The 19,293-nt window shown below is 28.9% G+C and carries 20 protein-coding genes; 17 read left to right on the plus strand and 3 right to left on the minus strand.

What is annotated here, in order from left to right:
• Positions 1-140: 140 nt before the first annotated feature.
• Both JH146_RS08755 and JH146_RS08760 read right to left on the minus strand, forming a co-directional pair.
• Positions 141-548, minus strand: coding sequence for a transposase (locus tag JH146_RS08755; RefSeq protein WP_236953700.1), 408 nt, complete (start codon positions 546-548; stop codon positions 141-143).
• A complete protein-coding gene (locus JH146_RS08760) occupies positions 527-1,009 on the minus strand; it encodes a hypothetical protein (protein ID WP_048201114.1) in 483 nt (160 codons plus the stop codon). The genes JH146_RS08755 and JH146_RS08760 overlap by 22 nt, the downstream gene beginning before the upstream one ends.
• A 162-nt stretch (positions 1,010-1,171) precedes the next feature.
• On the opposite strand from JH146_RS08760, the gene JH146_RS00275 reads away from it, so the two are divergent.
• The 12 genes from JH146_RS00275 to JH146_RS00330 all read left to right on the plus strand — a co-directional run bounded on the left by JH146_RS00275 (position 1,172) and on the right by JH146_RS00330 (position 13,891).
• Entirely contained in the window at positions 1,172-2,362 is a 1,191-nt protein-coding gene (locus tag JH146_RS00275) for a tripartite tricarboxylate transporter permease (protein ID WP_048201123.1), read from the plus strand.
• 1 nt (position 2,363) lies between these two features.
• Positions 2,364-3,332 (plus strand): UPF0104 family protein, encoded by a 969-nt coding sequence (locus JH146_RS00280; RefSeq protein ID WP_048201124.1) that lies wholly within the window; start codon positions 2,364-2,366, stop codon positions 3,330-3,332.
• A 195-nt stretch (positions 3,333-3,527) separates the two neighbouring features.
• Positions 3,528-5,093: a serine--tRNA ligase gene (gene serS, locus JH146_RS00285; RefSeq protein ID WP_048201125.1), complete on the plus strand. Its 1,566-nt coding sequence runs from the start codon at positions 3,528-3,530 to the stop codon at positions 5,091-5,093.
• Between the two features lie 137 nt (positions 5,094-5,230).
• Entirely contained in the window at positions 5,231-6,247 is a 1,017-nt protein-coding gene (locus tag JH146_RS00290; protein WP_048201126.1) for an ATP-binding protein, read from the plus strand.
• Positions 6,248-6,251: 4 nt separating this feature from the next.
• On the plus strand, positions 6,252-7,676 hold the full coding sequence (gene trpE, locus JH146_RS00295; RefSeq protein WP_173400789.1) for an anthranilate synthase component I: 1,425 nt from the start codon (positions 6,252-6,254) through the stop codon (positions 7,674-7,676).
• 71 nt (positions 7,677-7,747) lie between these two features.
• Entirely contained in the window at positions 7,748-8,689 is a 942-nt protein-coding gene (locus tag JH146_RS00300) for a serine/threonine-protein kinase RIO2 (RefSeq protein ID WP_081874437.1), read from the plus strand.
• 77 nt (positions 8,690-8,766) lie between these two features.
• A complete protein-coding gene (locus tag JH146_RS00305; RefSeq protein WP_048201128.1) occupies positions 8,767-9,192 on the plus strand; it encodes a hypothetical protein in 426 nt (141 codons plus the stop codon).
• A gap of 18 nt (positions 9,193-9,210) precedes the next feature.
• Positions 9,211-10,152 (plus strand): DHH family phosphoesterase, encoded by a 942-nt coding sequence (locus JH146_RS00310; RefSeq protein ID WP_048201129.1) that lies wholly within the window; start codon positions 9,211-9,213, stop codon positions 10,150-10,152.
• Positions 10,149-10,622, plus strand: coding sequence for a hypothetical protein (locus tag JH146_RS00315; protein WP_052352063.1), 474 nt, complete (start codon positions 10,149-10,151; stop codon positions 10,620-10,622). Before JH146_RS00310 ends, JH146_RS00315 begins: the two co-directional genes overlap by 4 nt.
• 102 nt (positions 10,623-10,724) lie before the next feature.
• Positions 10,725-11,843 (plus strand): glycosyltransferase family 9 protein, encoded by a 1,119-nt coding sequence (locus JH146_RS00320; protein ID WP_048201131.1) that lies wholly within the window; start codon positions 10,725-10,727, stop codon positions 11,841-11,843.
• The gene (gene waaF / locus JH146_RS00325; protein ID WP_048201132.1) at positions 11,840-12,877 is read left to right on the plus strand and encodes a lipopolysaccharide heptosyltransferase II; all 1,038 of its coding nucleotides are present in this window, start codon (positions 11,840-11,842) and stop codon (positions 12,875-12,877) included. Before JH146_RS00320 ends, waaF begins: the two co-directional genes overlap by 4 nt.
• 9 nt (positions 12,878-12,886) lie before the next feature.
• A complete protein-coding gene (locus tag JH146_RS00330) occupies positions 12,887-13,891 on the plus strand; it encodes a glycosyltransferase family 2 protein (RefSeq protein WP_048201133.1) in 1,005 nt (334 codons plus the stop codon).
• Between the two features lie 39 nt (positions 13,892-13,930).
• On the opposite strand, the gene JH146_RS00335 is transcribed toward JH146_RS00330, so the two are convergent.
• Positions 13,931-14,797, minus strand: a complete 867-nt coding sequence (locus tag JH146_RS00335; protein WP_048201134.1) for a glycosyltransferase family 2 protein — start codon at positions 14,795-14,797, stop codon at positions 13,931-13,933.
• A 198-nt stretch (positions 14,798-14,995) separates the two neighbouring features.
• Between JH146_RS00335 and JH146_RS00340 the strand changes: the two genes are divergently transcribed.
• Genes JH146_RS00340 through cysC form a run of 5 tightly spaced genes read left to right on the plus strand, consistent with a single transcriptional unit; the run spans position 14,996 to position 19,283 of the window.
• Positions 14,996-15,223, plus strand: a complete 228-nt coding sequence (locus JH146_RS00340) for a ribbon-helix-helix domain-containing protein (RefSeq protein WP_048201135.1) — start codon at positions 14,996-14,998, stop codon at positions 15,221-15,223.
• 53 nt (positions 15,224-15,276) lie between these two features.
• Positions 15,277-16,425 (plus strand): sulfate adenylyltransferase, encoded by a 1,149-nt coding sequence (sat, locus tag JH146_RS00345; RefSeq protein WP_048201136.1) that lies wholly within the window; start codon positions 15,277-15,279, stop codon positions 16,423-16,425.
• Between the two features lies 1 nt (position 16,426).
• On the plus strand, positions 16,427-17,368 hold the full coding sequence (locus tag JH146_RS00350) for a DHH family phosphoesterase (RefSeq protein WP_048201137.1): 942 nt from the start codon (positions 16,427-16,429) through the stop codon (positions 17,366-17,368).
• A 5-nt stretch (positions 17,369-17,373) separates the two neighbouring features.
• Positions 17,374-18,762, plus strand: coding sequence for an alkaline phosphatase family protein (locus tag JH146_RS00355; RefSeq protein ID WP_048201138.1), 1,389 nt, complete (start codon positions 17,374-17,376; stop codon positions 18,760-18,762).
• Positions 18,759-19,283 (plus strand): adenylyl-sulfate kinase, encoded by a 525-nt coding sequence (gene cysC / locus JH146_RS00360; RefSeq protein ID WP_048201139.1) that lies wholly within the window; start codon positions 18,759-18,761, stop codon positions 19,281-19,283. The genes JH146_RS00355 and cysC overlap by 4 nt, the downstream gene beginning before the upstream one ends.
• The last annotated feature ends 10 nt before the right edge of the window (positions 19,284-19,293 follow it).

The following is a 19,293-nucleotide window of genomic DNA, read 5'->3' on the forward strand; positions in this document are numbered from 1 at the left end:
GTATTAATAATTTACATACTTTACTTTATTAGTATAATAAATATATACACTTCAATATTGTAGTAAAATAAAATTTTATGTTTATATATTTATTGCTATTTCATTTAAAAAACCTTAGTTCCCATCATACATTCAAATATTCATTTGTTATAATAATCTTTCTCTAATTTTTTGATGTTGTATGCGATTGTGAAGAGTGAGAGTTTTACGCTTAAGCCCTTTTTGCTTACACTTCGAATGTGTTTGGGATATGCTTCAATCATTTCTGAAAATTTTGTTTCGATTATTTTTCTTGATTTGTTCAGTTCTGAATATATCATCCCCTCTTCATTCGATTTTATCATGTTTTTTCTTTTTATGGCTATGAATTGAACTCCTCCGAGTTTAAATAGATTTTGAAGTCCTTTGTCAATATAACCCTTATCTCCGATTATTACACAGTTTTTGAATTCTTTAACGATTACCCTATAATTCTCTTCTAAGATATCTTTATCATGTTGATTCGCTGGGTTTATAAATAGTAACGTTAGAAACCTCCCATCGGTAATGTAAGTTGCCTTATATCCAAAATAATAACATTTTTTCGAAGGGTTGTATCCGACACTACCATTTTTTTAATAAGCACTGAAAATTCCATCTTCTCATGTCGATTTCTCCTTACAAGCTCTTTTGTCTTAATCGGCATCGTATCAATGAATAACCTACTGTTTCTTTCTATAAAAGCTTTCTGAATTTCAATTAACAATTGTTCGTATCTGTTTATTCGTTCAACTATCTTATTATACCTAATTTTCGGAAATAATCCTAGATCTTCAATTAAAAACTCGTATCTACGTTTATACACGCCTGAAAAATACACCATGCACAAAACCGAAAATATTATTAAGTCCGAGAGAGATATTATTTCTCTGCGGGTGTATGGCGATATATACTTGGCAACTATCGGGTAGAATTTAGCCCTCATAATCTTTATTAATCGTTTAATTCGATGCATTTTTGATTTTTTCATAAAATATCACCTTCGAACTGTTTTTAATTTTTTTAATTAATTTAGTATTAAGGTATTTATATATCTATCTGCTTGATGGGAACTATGGTTTAAAAATTTAAAAAATAAATGAAAAGTAATAATATAAATAATAAAATAGATAAAAATATAGAAAGTGAAACAATGATAAATCTTCTATATCTAATTTTAGGCATAATATGTGGAACTATTACAGGACTCTTCCCAGGAATTCATCCAAATAATATTGTTGCTTTATCATTCTTAATTTTGCCTTATTTTGGAGTAGATAATTATATTCCATTTTTAATTGGTTTAGTTATTGCTCACTATTTTATAAATTTTATCCCTTCTGCGTTCTTAGGAGTTCCAGATAATGAAACGGCAGTTTCTGCTCTACCAATGCATAAATTAACTTTAAATGGTAACGGATATGAAGGGGTTGTATTAGCAGGATTTGGAAGTTATTTAGGAGTAGTTTTTTCAATAATAATATCTTTATTATTAGTTTCTACAAATATAGATATCAACTCTTTTTATCAATCAGCAAAACCATTTATTCCTTTTATTTTAATTGTCTTTGTTTTATATCAAATTTTAATATCAAAATCAATTTGGGAGGTTTTAGTTATATTCTTATCTGGTATTTTTGGAATTGCTGTTTTGTATTGCAATGAAACGTTTAATATCACTTTAACTGCAATATTTACAGGAATGTTTGGGATTCCTTTGCTTATAAACAATCTAAAAACCTATAAAATAAAAAGTCAGATGATAAGCTTTCCAGAATTTGAGTTAAATTTTTTAAAATTATCATTTTTTGCTTCAATTGTTGGATTTTTTAGAATATTTTTGCCAGGAATTAGTGGAGCTCAGTTAAATTATATACTAAGCAAAATTTTAAATGAAAAGGATTTGAAAAGCTTTATTATCTCTCAGGGAAGTATTATTTTATCGAATGAGGTCTTTTCTATATTGGCAATTATTTTTATTGGAACTGGAAGAAGTGGAGTCGCAAATGCAATACGGAATTTAAATATTGAGATTAATTTAACATATATAATTTTTTGTATTTTAATAGCCTCAACAATATCATTGATTATTTTATTAAAATTATCAAAATACATTCTTCTTTTCATTAGAAAAGTTAATTTTAAACTTCTATCATTATTTTTCATTGTCTTTTGTTCATTTATTATAATAATCGGAAGTTATAAAACTTATCTAATTTACCATCTTATTGTTTATATAACCTCAATTTGTATAGGACTTTTGGCATTAAAAAGCAACTCTAATTTATCAAATATGATGAACGTCTTAATATTTCCAACGATATTGTATTTTTTAAGGGGATAAGATGGATTTAAAAAATCAGATTCTGAATAAGAGGATGGTGGTTTCTTTTATTGTATCATTTGGGATAATTTTATATATTTTTTCAAAAATAAATTTGAATAAGTTAATATTAATCTTAAGGAATGCTAATGTTCTTTATTATTTTTTTGCGTTTGCAATGTTCTATCTTTCAATCTTAATTAAAAGTTATCGTTGGAGAATTTTTTTAAAAAATACAGATATTGATTTAAAATTAAAAAATGCGTTTGTTATATACTATCTTTCAATGTTTATAAATTCATTAGTTCCTGCTAAGTTAGGGGATATTTATAGGGGATATTTATTAAAGAAAAAAACGAATAAATCAATATCTTTGGGTTTTGGAACTGTTTTTATTGAAAGAGTTTTTGATTTGGTAGCAATGATTAGTTTATTATTTATCTCTGCTTACTTATCATTTAAGTCAGATATTCCAGAAGAGGTTAGTTATTCAATTAAATGGGGAGTTGTTATAATCTTATTTTTAATTCTTCTGATTTTTGGTTTTTTAGTAGTTAACAGTAAGATAAATTTAAAAAATGATAAGATAAACAGAATATTAATGAATTTTGAAAAGGGTTTGAGAGCCGTGAAATGGAACTCACTTCCTTTATTGATAACTTTATCATTTGTTGGATGGTTTATTGAAGGACTAACTATTTATTTTATATTTTTAGCATTAAATCTAAATTTAGAAATCTTATTTGGAGTATTTTCTGATTTAGCTTCTTCTTTATTAACTGCTATCCCTATAACTCCTTCTGGATTAGGAATCGTAGAGTATGCGTTAATTTATATATTAAAGCTAAAAAATATAGATGAAAACAATGCCTTTGCTGTCCTTATTTTATATCGTTTAATATCATATTTTTCAATTGTTTTGTTTGGAGCGATAATGTTTTATATCGTTGAAGGAAATATTCTAAGAGAATCTAAAAATGAGAGATGCTAAATTTAGTGTTTTTCAAAATATTTTGTAGAAAAAGGTATTTATAAAAGCTTCCGGCTTTTATATAAATGCCTTAGAAAATTTAATAAGTTTTGAAAAACACTAATAAATTACGTTTCCAAAAACACAATAAAAAACATAAATACCCAATATTATCATTATTCTTAGGAAGGAAATAATGTATCATTGGTGATAATTATGAAACTTACTTTTGATTTAGATGGAAAAATGATATTTAGCAAAGAGTTGAATGAAGAGGCAAAAAAAGCGGTTGAAGAAGTTTTAAAAAATGCAGATAGCATATTTTTAAAAGGTGTTCCAAAGGGTAAAGAAGATGAAGCATCAAAAATAATAGATTATGAATTTGAAGGGAACACTTTAAAATTAAAGATTGTCTCTGGAACCTACACAAGAGCTCATGAGGGATTAATTAGGCTGAGAAAACCATTGGCTGAAAAATTGGGAAGAAACTTTAGAATTGGGGTTAGAGGGATTGAAATAGATAATTATGTAATAACAATTGAAACAGATGAAGATAAAGCTAAAAAATTAGAAGGCATTAAAGTTCCAGAGTGCGAGGCAAAGGTTGAAGGAAACAAAATTATATTAACATTTAAAGACATTGGAGAGAGTGAATTAAAAAGAAACATTATTGATAGAGCAATAAAGTTTGTAAAAACAGAGTTGGAAAAAGAAGAAGAGGATTTGACATTTAAAGTTTGTAAAATCCCACCAGGGACAATAGTTAGTGAATATAAAGCAAAGAGAAAAATAACGTTTGATAAAGACCCAACAGATGTGGCTGAAAAACTTGGATGGGTTAAAAAATTCCCTGGAAGAGGGCAGTGGTTTTATGCTCCACCAATAACAGCATTATTTAGAGCTTTAGAAGAGTTAATAGTTGAAGAAGTGGTTAAAAAAATTGGATTTCAAGAATGCCTATTTCCAAAACTCATCCCATTGGAGATTATGTATAAGATGAGATACTTGGAAGGTTTACCAGAAGGAATGTATTATGTATGTCCACCAAAGAGAGAACCAGAGCTCTTTAAAGAGTTTGTAAATGAAATGATGATTAAGAAAGAGATTCCAATTGAAAAACTAAAAATTCTACTTAGAGACCCAGGTTATGTGTTAGCCCCAGCTCAATGTGAGCCATTTTACCAATTCTTTGAAGGGGAGGTTATAGATGTTGATAAACCAATAATGTTCTTTGATAGAAGTGGATGGACATACAGATGGGAAGGAGGAGGAGCGAGAGGTTTAGATAGAGTTAATGAGTTCTTGAGAGTTGAATGTGTTTGGATTGGAAGTCCAGAGTTTGTTGAAGAAACAAGAGATAAAACGTTAAAATATGCTGAAAAGTTAGCTCAAAAACTTGATTTAGAGTATTGGGTTGAAGTTGGAGATGACCCATTCTATTTAGAGGGAAGAAAGAAGGAAGATAGAGGAATAGAGTTCCCAGATGTGCCAAAGTATGAGATGAGATTGTGGCTTCCACATATAAAAGATGAGAGAAAGGGAGTTGCTGTAACCTCTGCCAATGTGCATGGAACACACTTTGTTGAGGGCTTTAGAATTAAAGATTATAAGGGAAGAAAGGTTTGGACAGGTTGTACTGGATATGGAATAACAAGGTGGGTTGTTGGATATTTAGCTCAGTATGGATTTGATTTTGATGACTGGCATCCAATAATAAAGAAAAAAATTGAGAAGTTGCCAGAAGTTCCACAATTAATAACTTGGCCTAAGAAAGATGAATAAACTTTCTTTAATTTTTTTAACCGTTTGGTGATAATATGAAATTTTATAATCCATAGGGGCAAAGCCCCTATTGGTATGCCCCACGTCCATTAAGTTGGGGCTTTCAGCCCCAATTAATGTTCCATAGGTGATTTATAATGAAATTCTACAATCGAGAAAAAGAACTTAACTATCTAAAGAATTATGTTCAATTAGAACCCACCTCCATCTTATTTGTTTATGGTCCTAAGTCATCAGGTAAATCTACCGTAATGATGAGAGTTATTAAAGAATTGGAAAATAGTAATATTGTCTTTTTCTACTACAATCTAAGAAAATACGCTACACCAACAAAAGATGAGTTTTTGAGTATATTTTTTGAAAAATCAGATAAAAAATATCTATTAAATAAGTTAGAAATTAATCTAAAAATCTTTAAGTTTGGTATAGAGGAAAATTTTGATTTTAATGACGTAAAACTAAATGATGTTTTTGCTAAAATAAATGAGTGTATAAACGCAGTTATAAAAGATGGAAAAAGACCTGTTTTGGTTATAGATGAACTCCAAAAATTAAAAAATATTTACTTCAATGGTGGGAAATCCTTATTAAACGAACTATTTAATTTATTTGTCTCTTTAACTAAGATGGAACATCTATGTCATGTTATTTGCCTGACTTCTGATACTTTATTTATTGATAATGTCTATAGACACTCCTCCCTATCAGAAGCATCAGAGTATTATCTAATCGACTGGCTAAAAAAACATGATATTAAAAAAATCCTAAAAGAAGAGGAATTTAATGAAAAAGAAATAGATTATTGCTTAAATTATTTATCATTACCTTATGAGATTTCTCAATTAATAAATAATAAAAAATTAGGTTTATCAGTTGAAGAAACTATAAAACGATGGGTAAATATTGAAGCAGATGGGATAAAATATTTAATAGACACTTCCGATTTAATTGAAGAAGAGATTTATAAAGTACTTTCTAAGTTTAAGGATAAAATAAAAATTAACTATAAAAAAGATGTTAAAAAAGAGGAAATGAAGTATATAAAGTTTTTAATTGAGAATGAAATTTTGTTCTATGATGTTATAAATGGTGTTATAAAACCAACTTCGATAAAGAAGTGGTATGCCATAAAAGAAATTTTAGATAATAGGTGATTTAATGATAATTAAAAAAATAAAAATGGATGTCTGCCCATTAGATGTTTATGAGCAAATTAGAGGAGAAAATACATTTTTGTTGGAATCAGCTGAAGGAGTTCCAAAGGTAGCGAGATACTCAATCTTAGGAAAGGCAGAAGGAAAAGTAACATTTAAAGAAGGAAAGTTAAAAGTTGAAAGCTTTACAGAATTTGGAGATAAAGCTAAAGATTTAGAAGGGAAATATGAATGTCCTTTAGATGCTTTAAGAGAAGTTAGAAATGAATATCTTAAATATATTGATATATCCAACATTGAACCAATACCAAGATTTAAAGGAGGTTTAGTAGGCTATTTAAGTTATGATATTATTAGATACTGGATTGATTTATCAAATATTAATCCAAAGCCAATAAATGATTTAAAATTCCCTGATGCAGAGTTCTTTATTGTTAAGGACTTTATTTCATTTGATTTAAAGGAAAAGGTTATTAATTTAATAGCAGAGAATGAAGAAGGTATTAAAGAACTTGAAAAAATTGTAAAGAATGCAAAAATAAAGAATAACAAAGAGAAAGAAGAAAAAACTATGGAAAATAAAGAATTAAAAATCAAATCTAACATGAGTAAGGAAGAATTTATAGAGGCAGTAAAAAAAGCTAAAGAGTATATATTTGCTGGAGATATCTTTCAAGTGGTTTTATCAAGGAGGATAGAGATTGATTTGGATAACTTAGACCATTTAGCAATTTACAAAAAAGTTAGGGAAATAAATCCTTCCCCATACATGTATTACTTAGATTTTGGAGATAGAAAAATTATTGGCTCATCACCAGAGATTTTAGTTAGAACTGATTATAAAGATGGGAAGAGATTGGTTATAACAAGACCTATAGCTGGAACAATAAGGAGAGGAAAAACTGAAGAGGAAGATAAAGAGTTAGAGAAAAAGCTGTTAAGTGATGAGAAAGAGAGAGCTGAGCATGTTATGCTTGTAGATTTAGCAAGAAATGACATTGGAAAGATATCAAAATTTGGAACTGTAGAAGTTACAGATTTCATGATAATAGAGAAATATTCTCATGTTCAACATATAGTGAGCAATGTTGTTGGGGAGTTAAAAGACAATTATGACTCATTCTTAGCAGTAAAAGCTACATTTCCAGCAGGAACTTTAAGTGGGGCACCAAAAGTTAGGGCGATGGAGATTATTGAAGAGCTTGAAAAAACCTGGAGAGGGCCGTATGGAGGAGGGGTTGGTTACTTTGGATGGGATGATTTAATGGATTTGGCAATAACCATTAGAACCTTTGTAATATCAAAAAATAGAGGATATATTCAAGTTGGTGCTGGAATTGTGGCTGATTCAATTCCAGAAAATGAATGGGAAGAGACAGAGAGAAAAGGAATGGCTAATGTCAAGACAATTGAGAGTTTAGTTCAATAAAATAAACTAAATATATAAATAATATAAATAGTAATATAAGTATATTATAAAGAGCTAAGGAGGGGATAATCATAATTAAAAAGCTAATTGAGGCATTAAGACAGACACAAGATGAAGATTTTAAAATATTAAAAATTATAGAATTGTCAATGAGATATCATGAGTGGGTGCCATTAGATGAGATTGTTAGAAAGGCAAAGATGCCTGAAAAAGATGTACTTTACAGATTAAAGAGACTAAACAAATTTGGATTTGTTGTGAGAAGCACTTATGGTTATGCTGTCTCAATGGGGGGCTATGATGCTTTAGCTGTAAATGCATTTGTTAAAAAAGGAATATTAAAAGCTATAGGCAATAAATTAGGTGTTGGTAAGGAAGGGGATGTATATACAGTATTGTTGGATGATGGAAGAGAAGCAGTGTTAAAATTCCATAAACATGGAAGAACTTGCTTTACAAGAGGAAAGAGGTATAGAGGATATTTAGCTGATAAACATCATATAAGTTGGCTCTATGTCTCAAGATTAACAGCTGAGAGAGAGTTTGAGATTCTAAATGAACTTTTCCCAATAGTTAAAGTTCCTGAGCCAATAGAATGGAATAGACATGCTATAATTATGGGAAAAGTTGTTGGAGAAGAATTAAAGAGATTAGATTTATCAGAATTTATGAGTAAAAAAGAAATTAAAGACTTATTCTGGAAAATTATTGAAGAGGTTAAAAAAGCTTATGAAATTGGCTATATACATGGAGATTTAAGTGAATTTAACATTTTATTAGATGAGAATGGGGATTTTGTTATTATTGACTGGCCTCAGGCAGTTCCTAAATATCATCCAGATGCTGAATTCTACTTAAAGAGGGACATTTGGAACGTAATAAGGTATTTCAAAAAGTATAAGATTGATAAGGAGGATGAGAAGATTGATGTTGATAAAATCTTTGAGTACATAACTGGAAAAGAGCCAATTCATAAATTTAAAGAGACAGGGCTTGCAGAAGGCCAAGATTAGTCAATAGAGGGACTATAAAAAACTAAAAAATTTAAATAACAAAAACAAAAATATATGAATTTTATGAGGGTGATTTTATGGCCATCACCTATGCTAAATTATATGAGTTGATATATAAAAATGTTAAGGATGAAAAGAAGGCAGAAGAGTTATACAAAATTGTTGAAGAATTTATAAAAGAAAATGAACAAAGAATTGAAGATAAATTTAAGAACGAAAAAGTTATTATTAAAAATGAATTAAAAGATGAGTTAAAAAATGAGTTAGCTACAAAAGAGGATATCTTATTAACTAAAACAGAACTTAAAAATGAAATTGACTTAGTTAGAGAAGAAATAAAAGCAATGGAGGAGAGGATTTTAAGGTATGTTGATAATAAAATCTATGAAGTTAGAAACGATATTACTCAAATAAAAATATTGGTAATAATTACCTTACTTGCTGTAGTTATTTTAAATCCTTATGCTTATGAAATTGTAAAAACTTTAATTGGATTAAAATAACTTTTTAAGTGAAATTTTATGGCTTTTGATGAAATTTGTGATGAAATTATATTGGATTATGAGGATGCCAAAGATTTTGCTTATATCTTAAAATTAATTTATTTGAATGAATTTGAGAAAATTAAAAATTTAAATTTAGATAAATTTGGTATTATTGAGAAAGATGATTTATTATTCTATGGGAAAAACTATCCTCTATTTAAAAGTTTATTATTTTTTAATGAAATTCCTGTATTTAGGGAAGAGAAGGAAAGTATTTTATTTTTAAAGAGTATTGGGTTATCTCCAAGAAATACTTTAAACTCATTAACTTATAAAGAAAAAGTAAAGTTGGGAAACGAATTTCTAAAAAGATGTATAGGCCTTGTTCCTAAGGAATATATCAGCTATATTCCTCAGCTAATTTTTGGAAGAGAATATTATTTTAAAGGGGTTTGTTTAAAAGAGTATGTTTCTGCTTTAAATGGACTTTATAAGATTGGTAAGAAAAATAAGGTTAAAAAACTAATAATCAGTATGGAACTACCTGATGAGAAGGATGTTAAAAAGTATAAGAAAAAATTAGCAAAGAAAATAGACTTATTTAAGAAAAAATTAAATAGCTATGAAATAAATTACCTTAACTTAAAGTTTAATAACAAAAACTTTAAATGTCAATATATCTATGTTAGACAATCAATATGGAATAAAGTCCTTGGTTTGTTTGGGGAAGAAATTGAACTAAAATATTATCCAACTTTGGTTAATGTTGCCCATTCCCATGAAAAAGTTGATTTCTTAAAGTCATTGTTTATATTTGTTGATAGGGGAGACATTTCTGTTTATGCAAAAGTTCCTAAGCTTGTTTATTTAAAAGATGGATTAACATTGAATCATTTGAATCTAAGGGGGAAGTATATATATTTCGGTAATTGGGAAAAAGAGAGATTTTGGAAAATTATTAAAAAGGGAGCATTATGAGAAAATATTTAATACTAACAATGCTCCTCTTACTTTTAAATAGCAGTTTTGGTTATTATTTTGAGTATATTAAGATAACCGAGAGTAATCCTACTAAAACAATAACATTTAAAATTAATAAGGTTGAAAATTATACTTACAAACTTAGTTTTGTTCATTATGGAACTATAAAAGAAAATATGCAAGTAAATATTTATTTAAATGGAAATTTAGTTTATGTAATTGATGATTCTAATGATGCATCCCCTGCATATAAGAAAAACGTCTCTATAGATATAACAGATTATTTAAAAGATGGAGAGAATGTTTTAAAAGTTGATGGTGTAAATTTAATTGGAAATGGAAATTACCACCCATATTATGTTTTAAAAGATGTTTATATAAACGAACCAACTAAAACTCCAATAGATTTTAAATTAATGATTTATACTTTATTGATTATTGGTTTTTTAATATATAGGAAATGTTAAAAAAATGATATTCTTCTAATCATGAATTTTAAAAAGCTATGTTTGTAGGTCGTAATAAACTGAAAAGTCATCTATTCTTAACAATGATTAAATGGTGAAACTATGAATAAAATTTCGATATTAAGAAGTGTTGATAAATATATTGGAAATTTAATAATATCATTTTTATCTATTTTTAAAACCAAGACACATAAAAATTTAATAAATAAAAAGCCAAAGAATGTTTTAATTATTAGATTATGGACTTTAGGGGAGAGTTTATTAACTCTTCCAATGATAAAAAGATTAAAAGAAAATGGACATAATATTTCTGTTTTAGTAACAAAGAGAAGTAAAGGAGTTTTTGAAAATGTTGACTTTGTTGATGAAATTATTGATTTTGAAAATTTTTGGGAAGTTTTAAAAAAATTTAAAAAATACGATGTTGTTATTGATACAGAGCCGTATCTTAATATATCTGCTATATTGGGCTGGTTTTTAGGTAGAAATGTTATTGGATTTAAAGGGCTTTTTAGAGATAAATTGTATGATTTTAAAATTGAATATAACGACAAAATTCATGCTGTTTATAATTTTTGTAATATGTTAAGACCATTTGGCATTGATTATAAACCAGAACGATTAGTTCCTTTAAAATATACGGAAAAAGATAAAAAAAATGTTGATAAATTGTTAAAGAAACATAATCTAAATGATAAAAAAATAATAGGCATTCATTGTGGAACTGCTGAAACAGCTCCATGGAGAAGTTGGAAAAAAGAGAAGTTTGCTAAATTGATAGAAAAATTAGTTGAAGATGGTTTTTATGTTGTTTTGACTGGAAGTAAAGGCGATTGTGAAGCAAATGAAAAAGTTTTAAATTTAGTTGATAATAAATTTAAGGATAAAGTATTTAACTTTGCTGGTAAAACAAATTTAAGGGAGTTTGCTTGTCTATTAACGAAGTTTGAAGTTTTTGTCTCTAATGATACTGGACCTATGCATTTAAGTGCTGCTATGGGAACTAAGACGGTTGGTTTATTTGGGCCAAATTTACCAGAGAGATTTGCTCCTTTTGGTGAAGGAAATATTGCCATTTATAAAGCAGGTAGTTTAGATTGTTCTCCATGTATAAATGTCCACAAGGGAGAGTTTAAGGAATGTAAATTAAATGGAAAGTGCATGGATTTGATTGAGGTGGAAGATGTCTATAATGTTGTTGTAAATATGGTGAGAAAATGAAAATTCTATTATTTAAAATTGGAGCAATTGGGGACACTTTGATGACAACACCTTTAGTCAGACAATTAAGAAGAAATTTTAAAGATGTCACTATTGATTATTTAATTGGAAAACATTCTTATGAAGTTTTAGATAGAAATAAACATTTAGATAATATAATTAAATTTGATGAAAATGTATTTTTTGAAAAAGATTTTAAAGAATGGATGAAATTGATTTTTAAAATTAGAAAAAGAGATTATGATGTAATTTTTATTTTGGATAAGCATTGGATTTTTAATTTAACTGCTTTTTTATTTGGAATTAAAAAAAGAATAGGCTTTGATAGACTTGGTGAGGGAAAGTTTTTAACATATAAAGTTCCTTATTTTGGAAGAAAGCATGAAATTTTTTATTATTTGGATTTATTGAGAGGTTTAGGAATTGAACCAAATTATAAAGATTGGGAGATGGAAATATTTTTAAATGAGAAAGATTTAGAATTTGCAGAAAGATTTTGGAATGAGAATAATTTAAATGATAAAGTTGTTGTGGGAGTTTGTCCTGGGGGGGCGAGAAATGTTGGAGTTGGGGATGATGATTTAAGAAGATGGGACGTTGAAAAATATGCAGAGCTAATAAAAAAATTAAAAGAAAAAGGATTTGAAGTTTTGTTAATTGGGGGAAAGACAGATAAAGAAATTGAAAAAACAATCCTAAAAGAAGTTAAATGCGTTTCTGCTATTGGAAAAACAACATTAAAGGAAAGTGCTGCCTTATTAAAAAAATGTGATGTTGTTGTTTGTAATGATAGCGGCCCTATGCATTTAGCAGCAGCAGTTAATAAAAAAGTTGTGAGTATTTTCGGTCCAACACATCCATGTGAAAAAGCTCCATTACATAAGGAAAGTAAATATGTTTGGAAGCAAATAGGGTGTAATCCATGTTATGATTTGTGGGGAAGGTATCCAAAACCTTGCCCTTATGGGAAGAGATGTATGAAATTTGTAAAAGTTGATGAAGTGTATAATAAAATAATTATTATTACAAAATGAGGGATAAATATGGCAGAGACATATATAGTTACTCCTGACTATAATGGAACAAGATTCTTAAAAGATTACTTTGAGTCACTTTTTAATCAAACATATCAAAATTTTAAAATTGTTTTTGTGGATAACTCCCCCAATAATGATTCAATAGATTATATAAAAAAGAATTATGAAGATAAATTAAAAGAAGGGAAAATTATTATTATAAAAAATCCAGAGAATTATGGATTTGCAAAAGCTACCAATATAGGAATTAAGAAAGCTTTTGAAGATAAAGAGTGTAAATACATTGTTTGTTTAAATAACGATATAAAAGCGGAACCCAACTTTTTGGAAGAGCTCATCAAATGTGCGGAGAGGCATCCTGACGCAGGTAGTATTCAGCCAAAAATGATTTGGGGGTTATATCCAGAACTTATTGATTCTGCAGGTATAGAATACTCAAAGAATGGTCTCGGATTTAACAGAGGAGCTTATGAACCAGTTGACAAATATAACGAAGAAGAAGAAATACTGGGATGTTGTGCTGGAGCATGCTTATATAGGAGAGAAGCATTGGAGGATGTTAAAATAGATGATGAATATTTTGATGAGGACTTTTTTGCGTATTATGAAGATTTTGATTTAGCTCTTAGATTACAATGGTCAGGATGGAAAGCATGGTACTGTCCAAAAGCAATAGTTTACCATTATAAAGGAGGCACAGGAGGGGTCATAAGTGACTTTACAGTGTATCATTGCGGAAGAAATTACACGCTAACAGTATTTAAAAATTTACCTAACCAGTACATAATTAAGCATTTCTATTTAATTATTTTGGCGGAATTAGCACAAATAGGAATTAATTTGCTAAGGGGAAAACCAGTTATTATTAAAGCAAAAATTGATGCATATAAAAACCTTAGAAAGTTTTTAAAGAAGAAAAAGAAAATTAAAAAAAGAGTAGATTTTAAGGATTTAGAGAAATTATTTATTATGAAGTGGAGGGCAAATATTCCAAAATATGTGAAACTTTAAAATTATTACAAAATAATCCTATTGGCTATACTTTAAATACTATTCGTCGATTTTTCCCATTTTTTTTTGTCTAAAATCCATATAACCTTTAATTATATATTTCAATTTTGTTAATTTAGAATTTTCAAGTAAAAGTATTGTTGCTAATTCCTTGAAAAATGCAATTTTATCTCTTTTACAAAAATCAGGAAATTCATTTTTGTATAATTCCATAACATAGAATCTATTTCTCGTGATATAGTATCTACGTAATGGATTATGGTTTGTAGGATAAAGTGTCTTCCATAGTGGTATCCTTATTTCTCGGATATTTCCTAATTTATGGATTAATATTGAACTATTTACCACTATTACTTTATATCCGTATTTATTAAGTCTTAAACAATACTCAACATCAACATAGTCTATAAATAAATCTTCTAAAAATGGCCCTACTTCTTGATAAGCTTTTAAATTTAAAAGATTTCCCGATGTCATTGCAGTTAATACTTCCTCGTATTCATTTTTAAAATTTAATGAAAGATTTGATATCGTTAGATGGAAAGGGGATATAATCCCAATCTTATTCTCACTATTGTTTTTTATAAATTCCAACATTTTATCAAATGAGCCCTCTTTAAATTTACTATCTTGGTCCATAGTAAGTAACCATTTATATCCTTGTTCAATAGCCCTTTTTGCACCCATATTTAATGCTTTAGCAATACCTAAATTTTTATTGTTAGGAATATATTCAATTTTATCTATTTCTTTTAAATTATTTATTACTTCACGATGTTTTTCATTACTTTTTTCAGTGTTATCTATGGCATATAGAACATCTATGTAGTCCAAATAAGAGTTTATACTTTCAATAATATTTTCTTTTTCTGGATGGTATAAAACTACAACTCCAGCAATTTTCATATTAATCACCTAATTAATTTTTCGTAATTTATATAAAATAATATTTTTTGTGTATTTTACCTTATTTTTTTCGAGTAATGATTAAGTAAATTAAAGTATTTATCTAAAAAATTAATATATGCAAAACTAATAATAATAAACTTTATATAATCCCAACATGCTTAATTAAATATCATTAAATATAATTAAGGTGAAATAATGCCAGAAGAAAGAAAATATACTACAGTTTCAATTCCAGTTCAATTATATGAAAAAATTAAAAAAAGAATTGAAGGAACGGGCTTTACATCTGTCTCAGATTATGTAACCTATGTTTTGAGAGAAGTTTTAGCAAGTTTAGAAGAAGAGGAGAAGGAGGAAGTATTCACAGAAGAGGAGGAAGAGAAGGTTAAAGAAAGATTAAGAGCATTAGGGTATTTAGATTAATCATTATTATTTTTCTTAATTATATTTAATTAAATATAATTATCGGTGATACGATGGTTTCAAAGCCACATGGTGGAAGATTAGTTAGAAAACTATCATCAGAAAAAACTAAAGAGAGAATTTTAGATGAAAAGGATGAATATCCAAAAGTTCAGATTAGGGAGGGAATAGCAGTAGATTTAGAAAATATTGCCCATGGAGTTTATTCTCCACTCGAAGGATTTCTAAGAGAGGAGGAATTTCAATCAGTTTTAGATACAATGCGTTTGCCAAATGATTTACCATGGAGCATTCCTATTGTTTTAGATGTTAGTGAAAAAGACCTCAACTTTAGTGTAGACGACACAATCTTGCTCTTTTACAAAGATATTCCAATAGCAGAGATGCATGTTGATGATATCTACAAATACAATAAAAAAGAATTTGCTCAAAAGGTTTTTAAAACAACAGATATTAACCATCCAGGGGTTGCTAAAGTTATGAATATGGGAGATTATCTCATTGGGGGAGAAATTTATCTCTTAAATGAACTGCCAAATCCTTTTGAAAAATACACTTTAAGACCAATAGAAACAAGAATTTTATTTAAAGAAAGAAAATTTGAAACCATAGTTGCATTCCAAACAAGAAATGTTCCTCATTTAGGACATGAATATTTACAAAAATCTGCCTTAACATTTGTTGATGGGTTGTTTATAAATCCAGTTCTTGGAAAGAAAAAGAAAGGAGATTACAAAGATGAAGTTATTTTAAAAGCTTATGAGACATTATTTAAGCACTATTATCCAAAAGATTCAGCAGTGTTAGCAACTGTTAGGTATGAAATGAGATATGCTGGGCCGAGAGAGGCTGTTCATCACGCAATAATGAGGAAGAACTTTGGATGCACTCACTTCATTGTTGGAAGAGACCATGCTGGTGTTGGAAACTATTACGGACCTTATGAAGCTCAGGAGATATTCAAAAACTTCCCTGATTTGGGAATAACCCCAATGTTCTTTAAAGAATTTTTCTATTGCAAAAAATGTAAAGGTATAGTTAATGAAAGAATCTGTCCTCACCCAATGGAAGATAGGGAGTATTTCAGCGGAACAAAAATCAGAAATATGATTGTTAATGGTGAAATTCCTCCAGAATACTTCATGAGAAAGGAGGTTTATGAGACAATAATGAGCTTTGAAAACCCATTTGTGGATGGTTAATATGTTAATAATTCACCACTGGGACACCGATGGGATTATTTCATCAGCTTTGACAGTTAAAGCTTTAAATTTAGAGGATTTTATAAATATAACTCCCCCAATTGGAGAGTTTAGATTTGATGACAGAATTAAAAAATATATTGAAAAATCAGAAAAAATTTATGTCTTAGATTTAAATCTTCCACAAGAAGTTGAGGATATAAAAAAAGAAACAATATTCATCGACCACCATATACAAAAAAAGATTAAAAATCCCTATGTTAAGCAGATAAATCCAATTTTGGAGGGTTATAGTGAGAAAGATTATCCTTCAGCATCTTTTGTAGTTTCAGAATATTTTTCTTATTGGGATTATTTATCTGCAATTGGAGCTGTTGGAGATATTGGGGAGAGAGCATTTGATATTCCAAAAGTTTTGAAGCTTTTAGAAATGGAAAATCTTGGTAAAGAAGAGGCATTACGATTAGTTCAATTGATTGATTCTAACTATATTGTTATGGAAAGATATGATGTTGAAAATGCTGTAAAAGTTGTTTTAAACTTAGAGCCAGGAGAACTTTTAGAGTATGAAAAATGGAATAAAAATCTTGAAAAAATTAATGAGGCGATAGAAAACGCAATTTCAAATATTAAAGTTAGAGATAGAATTGCCTTTATTGAATTTAAGAGTAAATTTAACATTATCTCAAAAGTTGCAAGGAAATTGGTTTGGGAAATGGGTTATGATGGGGCAATAGTTTTGAATAGAGATTTTCATGGAAAAGCACAAGTATATTTTAGAATTTCATCTAATTTGGTAGATAAAATAAAAATGAATGAACTTATCCAAACATTAAAAAACAGGAACTTTAATGCTGGTGGGAAGAAGGAGGTTTTAGGATGCATTTTAGAAAAAGATAATGTTAATGAGGTTTTAAATGTTATTAATGAATATTTAAGGTGATATTTATGCAAGATGTCAAGAAAGTATTTGTTATTGGTTTAGATTCAGCACCTCCAGAACTTTTATTTGATAAGTTGTTGGATAAGTTGCCAAACATAAAGAAACTCTTGGAAAATTCAATCTATGGGCCGATGAGGAGTTGTATTCCAGCGATAACAATTCCTGCCTGGATGGTAATGGCTACTGGTAAAACTCCGGGAGAGTTAGGTCTTTATGGATTTAGACATAGAAAGAAAGGGACTTACAATGATATTTGGATAGCCCATAGTTTAATGGTTAAAGAAAAGGCAGTATGGGATTATTTAGGAGAAGTAGGAAAAAAATCTATCTTAGTTGGTGTTCCTCCAAGTTATCCTCCAAAGCCAATTAAAGGGCATTTGCTCTCCTGCTTTATAACCCCAGATGCATCAGTTAATTACACCTATCCAAAATCTCTCAAAAATGAAATAGAAAATCTTGTTGGAGAGTATATTTTTGATGTAGTTTTTAGGAAGGATAATAGAGATGAGGTAAAAGAATTGCTCTGGGAGATGACAGAGAAGAGGTTTGAAGTTATTAGATATTTGATTCAAGAAAAAGAATGGGATTACTTCCAATTTGTTGAAATTGGTTTGGATAGAGTTCATCATGCATTCTGGAAGTATTTTGATGAAAATCACCATTTACATGAGCCAGGGAATAAATATAAAGATGTCATTCCTGATTATTACAAGTTATTGGATAAAGAGATTGGAAAAACCTTAAAGCTTTTAGATTTGGATGAAACAGCTGTTGCTATTGTGTCAGACCATGGTATAAAGGCAATGAAAGGGGCTTTTGCAATAAACCAGTGGTTGATTGATGAAGAATTATTAAAAATCAAAAATCCAGAGATTTTGGAGTCTGGAAAACAATTGAGGTTTGAGGATTTGGATGTAGATTGGAGCAAGACAATAGCATGGGCTTGGGGGGGTTATTACGCAAGGATTTTCTTAAATGTTGAAGGAAGGGAGCCAAATGGCATAATAAAGCCAGAGGATTATAATAAAGTTAGAGAGGAAATTGCCGAGATGGTTAAAGGCATTAGAGGGCCAAATAGAGAAAAATGGGATACTAAGGTGTTTTATCCTGAAGATATTTATCCAGAGACAAAGGGAGATAAGCCGGATATGATGGTTTATTTAGATAATTTAAGTTGGAGGTCTGCTGGAACTTTAGGATATGATAGTCCATATTTGTTGGAGAATGATACTGGTCCAGATGATGCTGTTCATTCTGAGTATGGAGTTTTTTCTCTGTATGTTCCTGGAATGGAAGAAAGTAGGGAGATTACTTCAACCATTTACGACTTTGCCCCTACAATTTTGAAGTTGTTTGGTATAGAAAAACCGTTGAGAGGGAGGAGTATATTATGAGTGAGGGCTTTACAATCTGGCTTACAGGGCCGAGTGGAGCTGGGAAGACAACATTGGCGAGAGCTTTAAAGGAGAGGTTTAAGGAAATGGGATATAAAGTAGAGATTTTAGATGGGGATGAGATTAGAAACACTTTGTATCCAAATTTGGGGTTTAGTAAAGAGGCAAGGGAGATGCACAATAAAGTAGTTATTTATATGGCTAAATTATTGTCAAGAAATGGAGTAATTGCAATAGTATCTTTAATTTCTCCTTATAAATCTGTTAGAGAATATGCAAGAAAAGAGATTGAGAGGTTTATTGAGGTTTATGTGTATGCCCCATTAGAAATTAGAATTAAAAGAGACCCTAAAGGATTGTATGCTAAAGCGTTAAAAGGAGAGATTAAGGGTTTAACTGGTTATGATGGGGTTTATGAAGAGCCGGAAAATCCAGAGGTTAAGGTTGATAGTTCAAAAATGAGTGTTGATGAGGAGGTTGAGTTGATAATAAAAAAAGCTAAGGAGTTAAATTATTTATAAAGTGAGTTTT

The organism is Methanocaldococcus bathoardescens (assembly GCF_000739065.1).
Lineage (GTDB): Archaea > AGJL01 > Methanococci > Methanococcales > Methanocaldococcaceae > Methanocaldococcus > Methanocaldococcus bathoardescens.